Genomic DNA, 8,869 nt, shown 5'->3' on the forward strand with positions numbered 1-8,869 from the left:
ATTTTCGTCGAAAATTTTTGGCCCCCCACCGTCGCGCAGCACGTCATGCCTGGCCCTCCACACGACGCACCGCCATCAGCACCCGCTCCGCCGTCGCCGGGGCGTCCAGCGCGGGATAGAGCGATCCGTCGCCACAAGCCGCCACCGCATCCGACAGCGCCATCAACGCCGAGATCCCCAGCATGAACGGGGGTTCCCCCACCGCCTTCGACTTGCCGACCGCATCCTCGCGGTTCGGGCGCCCCCACAAGGCGACGTTGAACACCGGCGGCCGGTCCGAACAGGCCGGGATCTTGTAGGTGCTGGGCGCATGGGTCGAAAGCCGCCCCTTGCCGTCCCAGACCAGCTCCTCGGTCGTCAGCCAACCCACGCCCTGCACATAGGCGCCCTCGATCTGGCCGATGTCGATCGCCGGGTTCAGGCTGGTTCCCGTGTCGTGCAACAGATCGGCCCGCAGGATCCGGTTCTCGCCGGTCAGCCGGTCGATCACCACCTCGGTCACCGCCGCGCCATAGGCGAAATAGAAGAACGGTCGCCCGACCCCCTTCACCCGGTCCCAGGTAATCTTCGGTGTCGCGTAATAGCCCGTCGACGACAGGCCGACCCGCGCCTGATAGGCCAGCGCCACCACCTCGGCCCAGGGATAGGCCGCGCCCGCGACCCGCACCTCGCCCTCCGCGAATTCCACCGCCGCCGGCTTCGCCTGATGCCGCCCGGCGATGAACTCGGCCAGCCGTCCGCGAATGGTCTCCGCCGCCGCCTTCGCCGCCATCCCGTTCAGGTCCGACCCGGACGAGGCCGCGGTGGCACTGGTGTTCGGCACCTTTCCGGTATCGGTCGCCGTGATCTTCACCATGCCGACGTCAAGGCCGAAGACATGGGCCGTCACCTGCGCGACCTTCTGGAACAGCCCCTGTCCCATCTCGGTCCCGCCATGGTTCAGCGCGATGGAGCCGTCCTGATAGACATGCACCAGCGCGCCGGCCTGGTTCAGCCAGGTCAGCGTAAATGAAATCCCGAACTTCACCGGCGTCAGCGCGATCCCCCGTTTCAGGACCGGCGACCCTGCGTTCCAGCGGGCAATCTCCGCCTTCCGCGCCCGGTAATCGCTGGTCCGCTCCAGCTCCGCCACCAGCTCATGCCCGATGAAATCCTCCACCGGCATCAGATAGGGCGTCGTCTGCACCGCCCCGTCCGGGGCCAGGTCATGCGACCCCACCGGCCGCGCCGCCCCGCGCGAGGTCAGGTCGATCTCGCCGCCCTTGGAACCGCCCTGCGCTTTCATACTGGCCGAAATATCCCCGCCGGAGGCATCCGCACTTTCCATCCCGCGATAGAAATTGGCCTTGCGCACCTCCACCGGCTCCCGGCCCAAGGCAAAGGCGACGTGATCCAGCACCCGCTCGATCCCGATCATGCCCTGCGGCCCGCCGAAGCCGCGATAGGCCGTGGCGCTGCAGGTGTTGGTCTTCAGCCGGTGGCTTTTGATGCGGATATGCGGCAGGTGATAGCAGTTGTCGGCATGCAGCATCGCCCGGTCCGCCACCGGCAGCGACAGGTCCTGTGACCAGCCGCAGCGGAACAGATGGGTGAACTCCAGCCCCAGGATGCGCCCCTCGTCGTCGACGCCCGCACGATAGAGGATCCGCAGGTCATGCCGCTTGCCGGTGATGACCATGTCGTCGTCCCGGTCATAGCGCATCCGGCAGGGCCGCCCCGTCAGGCGCGCCGCCACCGCGCAGGCAATCGCCAAGGCGTTCCCCTGGGACTCCTTGCCGCCAAAGCCGCCGCCCATCCGCCGGACTTCCACCCGGACTCCGCTCATCGGCAGGTGCAGCGCATGGGCCACCTTGTGTTGCACCTCGGTCGGATGCTGGGTCGAGGAATGGACGATCATGTCGCCGCCCTCCTGCGGGATCGCCGCCGCGACCTGGCCTTCCAGGTAGAAATGCTCCTGCCCGCCGACCTCGAACGACCCCTCGACCACGCGCGCAGCCCCGGCGATCGCCGTCGCCGCATCGCCCTTCTGCCAGATCACCGGCCCGCCCTCGAACCGGCTGTCCGCCGCCAGCGCCTGATCCACTGTCAAAAGCGCCGGCAACTCGCGATAGCTGATCTTCCCCAGCCGCGCCGCCTTGCGCGCCGCGAGGTGGCTGTCGGCGATGACCAGGAACACCGGCTGGCCGACGTAATGCACCCTCTTCACCGCCAGCAAAGGCTCATCCCCGGCCGAGGGCGAGCAATCGGGCATCTCCGGCAGGTCCTCGGCCGACAGCACCGCCACCACGCCCGGCGCGGCCCGCACCGCCGACAGGTCCAGCGCCGTGATCTCGCCATGCGCCACGGCCGAAAGGCCAAAGGCCAGATGCAGCGCCCCGGCCATGGACAGATCGTCGATATACCGCGCCTGCCCGGTCACATGCAGCGGCGCCGCATCATGCGGCAGGGCTTTGCCGATGCTCATGGCGTCACCTCCAGCACCGAGACCGGCACTCCGTTCAACTCATGGAAATACCGCCGCAGCAGGTTCTGCGCCGTCAGCATCCGGTAGCCCGCACTCGCCCGCATGTCCGACAGGGGCGTGAAATCCCCCGCCATCGCCGCCGCCGCCGCCTCGACCGTCGCCTCGGACCAGGCCATGCCGAGCAAAGCCGCCTCGGCCGCAAGGGCCCGCTTCGGCACCGCCGCCATGCCCCCGAACGCGATCCGGGCCGCCGTCACCACGCCCCCCTCGACCGTCACGTTGAAACAGCCGCAGACCGCCGAGATATCCTGGTCGAACCGCTTCGACACCTTGTAACACCGCAGGGCAGTGGCCTGTTCCGGGAAGGACACCCCCGCCACGAACTCACCCGTCCGCCGGTCCTGCTTGCGATACTCCAGGAAGAAGTCCTCCAGCGGGATCGACCGCATCTCGTCGCCCCGCCGCAGATGCAGCGTCGCGCCCAAAGCGATCAGCGCCGGCGGCCCGTCCCCGATCGGAGAGCCATTGGCGATGTTCCCCCCGATCGTCGCCGCGTTGCGCACCTGCGCCGAGGCAAAGCGCCGCAACATCTCGCCGAACGAGGGGATGCGCTCCTTCACCGCCTCGCGCAGGGCGGCAATGGTCACGCCTGCCCCCACATGCAGCTGCCCGCCCTGCACCTCGATCGCCTGCAGGTCCTTCACGCCGCCCAGGAACGCCACCGGCGCCAGCTCGCGCAGCTGCTTGGTCACCCAAAGCCCCACATCCGTCGCCCCGGCCACCAGCACGGCCTCGGGATGCGCCAGATACCATTCCGCCAGCTCGTCCGAGCCCTCGGGCCGGAACACGCCCGCCTCCCCGGCCGCGAAAGCCGCCACCGCCGCCCGGTCCGTCCGCATCCATTCGGGCACCGGCTCTCCGGCCGCCACTTCCGCCGCCCGCACGATCGGCGCATAGCCGGTGCAGCGGCACAGGTTCCCCGCCAGCGCATCGTCATGCGCCCGGTCGCCGTTCAGATGCGCCACCGCCATGCTCACGACAAAGCCCGGCGTGCAGAATCCGCATTGCGACCCATGCTGCGACACCATCGCCGCCTGCACCGGATGCATCTGGCCCGCAGGCCCGGAAATCCCCTCGACCGTCCGCACCGCCTTGCCGTGCAGCTGCGGCAGGAACAGGATGCAGGCGTTCAGCGCCCGCGACCCCTCTGCATCGGTCACCATCACCGTGCAGGCGCCGCAATCGCCCTCGTTGCAGCCTTCCTTCGTGCCGCTCAGGCCCCGGTCCTCGCGCAGGAACTCCAGCAGGGTCCGCGTCGGGGCTTCCCCCGCGACACGAACCGGCGTTCCGTTCAACAGAAACGCTACGCTCATCCGTCTGTCCGCCGCCTTCTCCCCGTTCCGGGCATTCTGCGTGGCCGCCCGATGCGGCGTAAAGCAGGCCACGCGCCCATTGTTCTTGCCCCCATCAAGCAACCCGGCCCGAGTCAAGGCAAGCTCAAACTATCTGCCAAAAGACGAAGCTGCTATCCGCTTTTGTCGAAAGTCCGCGTGATCGCGCCGGATGACGCAGGGGTAAGGCATACCTTACTCGCGCGGATATTCATCCACCCCTATAGGATGCGCTCCATTGATGCGACGGTTTCTCCCCAGGAAACCCTTCATTCGGATATTTCCCAGAACAGACGCCGTCGGCCTCCGGGTCGGCGGCGGTTTTTCCGGCCTCCCTGTTCCCGACCGGCCCGACCACCCTTCACAGCAGGGGCCGCGCCGGGTAACCCTTCGGCCATGCCCGGCGCACATCCCCGATTCATCCACCTCCGCACCCATACCGAACATTCGCTGCTCGAAGGCGCGGTGCCGGTGAAAAAGCTTGTCGGCCTCTGCACCGCGCAGAACATGCCCGCCGTCGCCGTGACCGACACCAACAACATGTTCGCGGCGCTGGAGTTTTCCGTCACCGCCATGGGGGCAGGGGTCCAGCCCATCCTCGGCTGCCAGATCAGCATCGCCCATGATCCCGCCCAGCCGGGCGAGAAGCCCCGCTCCCCTGCGCCCATCGTCCTTCTGGCCCAGACCGAACAGGGCTACATGAACCTGATGCGGCTCAACACGCGGCTTTACATCGACGGCGCGATGACCGGGTCGGCCAACCTGCCGCAGGTGACACTGGACGAACTTGCGCAGAACGCCGAGGGCCTGATCTGCCTGACCGGCGGCCCCGAAGGCCCGCTTGGTCGCTTCCACGCCACCGGCCAGCAGGCCAAGGCCCGCGCGATCCTCGAACGCCTGGCCGCGATCTACCCGAACCGCCTTTATGTCGAGTTGCAACGCCACCCCGGCCCCGGCGGCGCCTTGCCGGAACATGAGGCGCTGGCCGAGCGCGGCGCCATCGACCTCGCCTATGAACTGGGCCTGCCCATCGTCGCGACCAATGACGTCTACTTCCCCAAGACCGAGATGTATGAGGCCCACGATGCCCTGATCTGCATCGCCGAGGGCGCCTATGTCGACCAGCAGCAACCCCGCCGCCGCCTGACCCCGCAGCACTATTTCAAGTCCGAGGCGGAAATGGCGACCCTCTTCGCCGACCTGCCCGAGGCGCTGGAAAACACTGTCGAGATCGCGAAACGCTGCGCCTATGCGGCGTCCAAGCGCAAGCCGATCCTGCCGAAATTCGCCGATGACGAGGTGCAGGAACTCCGCCGCCAGGCCAACGAAGGGCTACAGGCCCGCCTCAAGGTCATCCCCCATTCCGCCACGCCCGAGGAATACCAGGAACGGCTGGATTTCGAGCTTGGGATCATCGAGAAGATGGGCTTCCCCGGCTATTTCCTGATCGTGGCCGACTTCATCAAATGGGCCAAGGACCACAACATTCCGGTCGGTCCGGGCCGGGGCTCCGGCGCGGGCAGCCTCGTCGCCTATGCCCTGACGATCACCGACCTCGACCCCCTGCGCTATGCGCTTCTGTTCGAACGCTTCCTGAACCCCGAGCGGGTCTCGATGCCCGACTTCGACATCGACTTCTGCATGGACCGGCGCGAGGAGGTGATCACCTACGTCCAGCAGAAATACGGCAGCGACAAGGTCGCCCAGATCATCACCTTCGGCGCGCTCCTGTCCAAGGCCGCCGTCCGCGACGTGGGCCGGGTGCTGCAACTCTCTTACGGCCACGTCGACAAGCTGTCGAAGATGATCCCACTCGAAGGCGTGAAGCCGGTTTCGATCACCAAGGCCCTTGCCGACGAACCCCGCCTGCGCGAGGCCGCGAAAGAAGAGGTCGTCGGCCGCCTCCTCGACTACGCCGCCAAGATCGAGGGCCTCTACCGCAACGCCTCCACCCACGCCGCCGGGGTGGTGATCGGTGACCGCCCGCTCGACCAGCTGGTCCCCCTTTACCGCGACCCGCGCTCGACCATGCCCGCGACCCAGTTCAACATGAAATGGGTCGAAGCCGCCGGTCTGGTGAAGTTCGACTTCCTCGGCCTGAAGACCCTGACCGTGATCCAGAACGCGATGGACCTGCTGAAGCTGCGCGGCATCGAGTTCGACATCAACCTCATCCCGCTCGACGACAAGCCGTCCTACGACCTCTACGCCAGCGCGAAAACCGTCGCCGTCTTTCAGGTCGAAAGCTCCGGAATGATGGACGCGCTACGGCGGATGAAGCCCACCTGCATCGAGGATATCGTGGCGCTGGTGGCCCTCTACCGCCCCGGCCCGATGGAGAACATCCCGACCTATTGCGAGGTGAAAAACGGCCTGCGCGAGCTGGAATCGATCCACCCCACCATCGACCACATTCTGGCGGAGACGCAGGGCATCATCGTCTACCAGGAGCAGGTGATGCAGATCGCCCAGGTCATGGGCGGCTACTCCCTCGGCGGCGCCGACCTCCTCCGCCGCGCGATGGGCAAGAAGATCGCCGAGGAAATGGCCAAGGAACGCCCGAAGTTCATCGAAGGCTGCAAGGCGACGCACGGGATCGACGCGAAGAAGGCGGGCGAGGTCTTCGACCTCCTGGAAAAATTCGCCAACTACGGCTTCAACAAATCCCACGCCGCCGCCTATGCCGTGGTCAGCTACCAGACCGCCTACCTGAAAGCCAACTACCCCGCCGAATTCATGGCGGCGGTGATGAACTGCGATATCCACCTCACCGACAAGCTCGCCGTCTACAAGCGCGAGGTCGACAAGCTCGGCCTCAAGACCATCGCGCCGTCCGTCAACGCCTCCCTCGCCACCTTCACCGTCCGCGACGGCGCCATCGTCTACGGCCTCGGCGCGCTGAAGAACGTCGGCGTCGAGGCCATGCGCCTCATCACCGAGGCCCGCGCCGACAAACCCTTCGCCACGATCTTCGACTTCGCCCGCCGCGTGGACCTGAAACGCATCGGCAAGCGCCCGCTCGAAATGCTCGCCCGCGCCGGCTGCTTCGACGCCCTCGACCCCAACCGCGCCCGCGTGTTCGAGGCGCTCGACGCCCTTTCCGCCTATTCCGCCGCCATCCACGAGGCCGCCGCCTCCGCCCAGAACTCCCTCTTCGGCAGCGCCGGGGCCGACATCCCCGAACCCCGCCTCCCCTTCCGCGACGACTGGCTCCCGACCGAGCGCCTCGCCCAGGAACACCAGGCCATCGGCTTCTACCTCTCCGGCCACCCGCTCGACGACTACATGTCGGCGCTGCGCAAGAAGGGCGTCGAAACCCTCGCCCAGGTCACCGCCAAAGCCGAACGCGGCCCCTGCATCGCCAAACTGGCAGGTAGCGTGTCCTCACGACAGGAACGCAAGTCCGCCAAGGGCAACCGCTTCGCCTTCGTCCAGCTCTCCGACCCCACCGGCCTCTACGAAGTCACCTGCTTCTCCGACGTGCTGGAGGCTTCCCGCGACCACCTCGACGCCGGCTCCAACGTCGTCCTCACCGTCAAGGCCGAGCTTGAAGGCGAAACCCTCAAGCTCCTCGCCCAGTCCATCACCCCTGTCGACGCCGCCACCGCCACCGCCGGCGCGCAAGACCTGCGCATCCACCTCGTCCGTCCCGAGGCCGCCCAATCCCTCGCCACCCTCCTCGCCAACGCCTCCGCCCGCACCCGCGCCGCCATCACCCTCTGCGTCACCGACCCGCAAGGCCGCGAGGTCGACATCACCCTCCCCGGCGAATACCCCGTCACCCCCCAGATCAAGGGCGCGATCAAGGCCATGCACGGCGTCCTCGCCGTCGAGGAAATCTGACAACGCCCCCCGCGGTCCCGCCCCCGCAGGTCGGGCTTCAGCCCGACTCCCCCTCTCCCCCGCACGCCCCCCTCACCCCGCCTTAACCCCCTTCGCGTTCCCTCCCGCCAAAGGAGCACGCCATGGACCCCCTCCACCACCTCCCCCTGACCGAGATCGACCCCCACGCCCTCCTGCGCGACCGCGGCGCCCTCGACCCCGCCACCCTGCACCAACTCCAGCACTCCATCGCAACCGAGGGCCTGCGCACCCCGATCGAGGTCTGGACCCTCTCCACCCCGCGCCCTTCCGAGGGCGGCGAGACCTACAGATACGGCCTCATCTCCGGCCTCCGCCGCCTCACCGCCGCCCGCGCTCTCGGCCTCAAGGCCATCCCCGCCTTCCTCCGCGCGCCCCAGAGCATCGCCCAGGCCCTCGCCAGCATGGTCACGGAAAACGAGATCCGCGAACCCGTCACCCCCTGGGAGAAGGCGACCCTCATCCTCAACGCCATCGAGGAGGGCCACTTCGACACCCCCGACACCGCCATCGCCGCCCTTTTCCCGAGCTCTCCCCGCACCAGCCGCACCCGCATCCGCAACCATGTCGGCGTCGCCGAATCCCTCGCCCTGCTCCTTGCCGAGCCCGCGACCCTCACCACCCGCCAACTCGACACCCTGGCCGCCGCGCTCCAGTCCGGGCATGAGGATCTCCTCATCGCCACCCTCCAGCCCGTCGCCCGCCAGTCGGCCGAGACCCAATGGTCCACCCTCCGCCCCGTCCTGCAGGATGTGCTGCGCGAACCCACCAACCCCACCACCCGCCGCCCCCGGAGGCTGTTGAAGCTGCGGAGGGCCTGACCATCACGCGGGAGCCGACGCCCTCCGGCTGGATTCTGCGGTTCAGCGGGCCTCAGGCACGGTCAGGGTTGATCGACGATGTGCTGGACAAGGTGGAGGAGTGGTTTGGGTTCCATCCAGACTGAAACCGCGTTCTATCTTCGGTTGCATTCGTACCCGCATAACGCAATACTCTGGAAAGTATCGTTCACTGGGGACTGGATTTATTTAGGGTCAGGACTCGTTCTCGGATCATAGCCAGAACATGACGGTTGCGGCGAGTGCGACGGCGGAGAGGAAGACTTTTGGGCATCTATCGTAGCGGGTCGCGACCCTGCGCCAGTCCTTCAGAC

4 protein-coding genes and 1 pseudogene are annotated in these 8,869 nt (G+C 67.4%); 2 read left to right on the forward strand and 3 right to left on the reverse strand.

From position 1 onward, the window contains the following. Positions 1–43 precede the first annotated feature (43 nt). Complete coding sequence (xdhB, locus tag ACE3UA_RS11720) at positions 44–2,464, reverse strand: xanthine dehydrogenase molybdopterin binding subunit (protein WP_374645293.1); 2,421 nt, start codon at positions 2,462–2,464, stop codon at positions 44–46. Beyond that, positions 2,461–3,837: a xanthine dehydrogenase small subunit gene (gene xdhA / locus ACE3UA_RS11725; protein WP_374645295.1), complete on the reverse strand. Its 1,377-nt coding sequence runs from the start codon at positions 3,835–3,837 to the stop codon at positions 2,461–2,463. The genes xdhB and xdhA overlap by 4 nt, the downstream gene beginning before the upstream one ends. A gap of 414 nt (positions 3,838–4,251) precedes the next feature. Here xdhA and dnaE point away from each other — a divergent pair, with 414 nt between their 5' ends. After that, positions 4,252–7,698: a DNA polymerase III subunit alpha gene (gene dnaE, locus ACE3UA_RS11730; RefSeq protein WP_374645297.1), complete on the forward strand. Its 3,447-nt coding sequence runs from the start codon at positions 4,252–4,254 to the stop codon at positions 7,696–7,698. A gap of 122 nt (positions 7,699–7,820) precedes the next feature. Then, entirely contained in the window at positions 7,821–8,537 is a 717-nt protein-coding gene (locus ACE3UA_RS11735; protein WP_374645299.1) for a ParB/RepB/Spo0J family partition protein, read from the forward strand. A 231-nt stretch (positions 8,538–8,768) separates the two neighbouring features. Here the strand turns inward: ACE3UA_RS11735 and ACE3UA_RS11740 are convergent. Then, positions 8,769–8,869, reverse strand: a pseudogene (locus ACE3UA_RS11740) (IS5/IS1182 family transposase); the annotation flags it as partial.

Source organism: Tabrizicola sp., assembly GCF_041919135.1.
Classification (GTDB): domain Bacteria; phylum Pseudomonadota; class Alphaproteobacteria; order Rhodobacterales; family Rhodobacteraceae; genus Tabrizicola.

Coding starts and splice junctions, on each gene's coding strand:
- xdhB (WP_374645293.1), bottom strand. CDS start 2,464: ATGAGCATCGGCAAAGCCCTGCCGCATGATGCGGCGCCGCTGCATGTG.
- xdhA (WP_374645295.1), bottom strand. CDS start 3,837: ATGAGCGTAGCGTTTCTGTTGAACGGAACGCCGGTTCGTGTCGCGGGG.
- dnaE (WP_374645297.1), top strand. CDS start 4,252: ATGCCCGGCGCACATCCCCGATTCATCCACCTCCGCACCCATACCGAA.
- ACE3UA_RS11735 (WP_374645299.1), top strand. CDS start 7,821: ATGGACCCCCTCCACCACCTCCCCCTGACCGAGATCGACCCCCACGCC.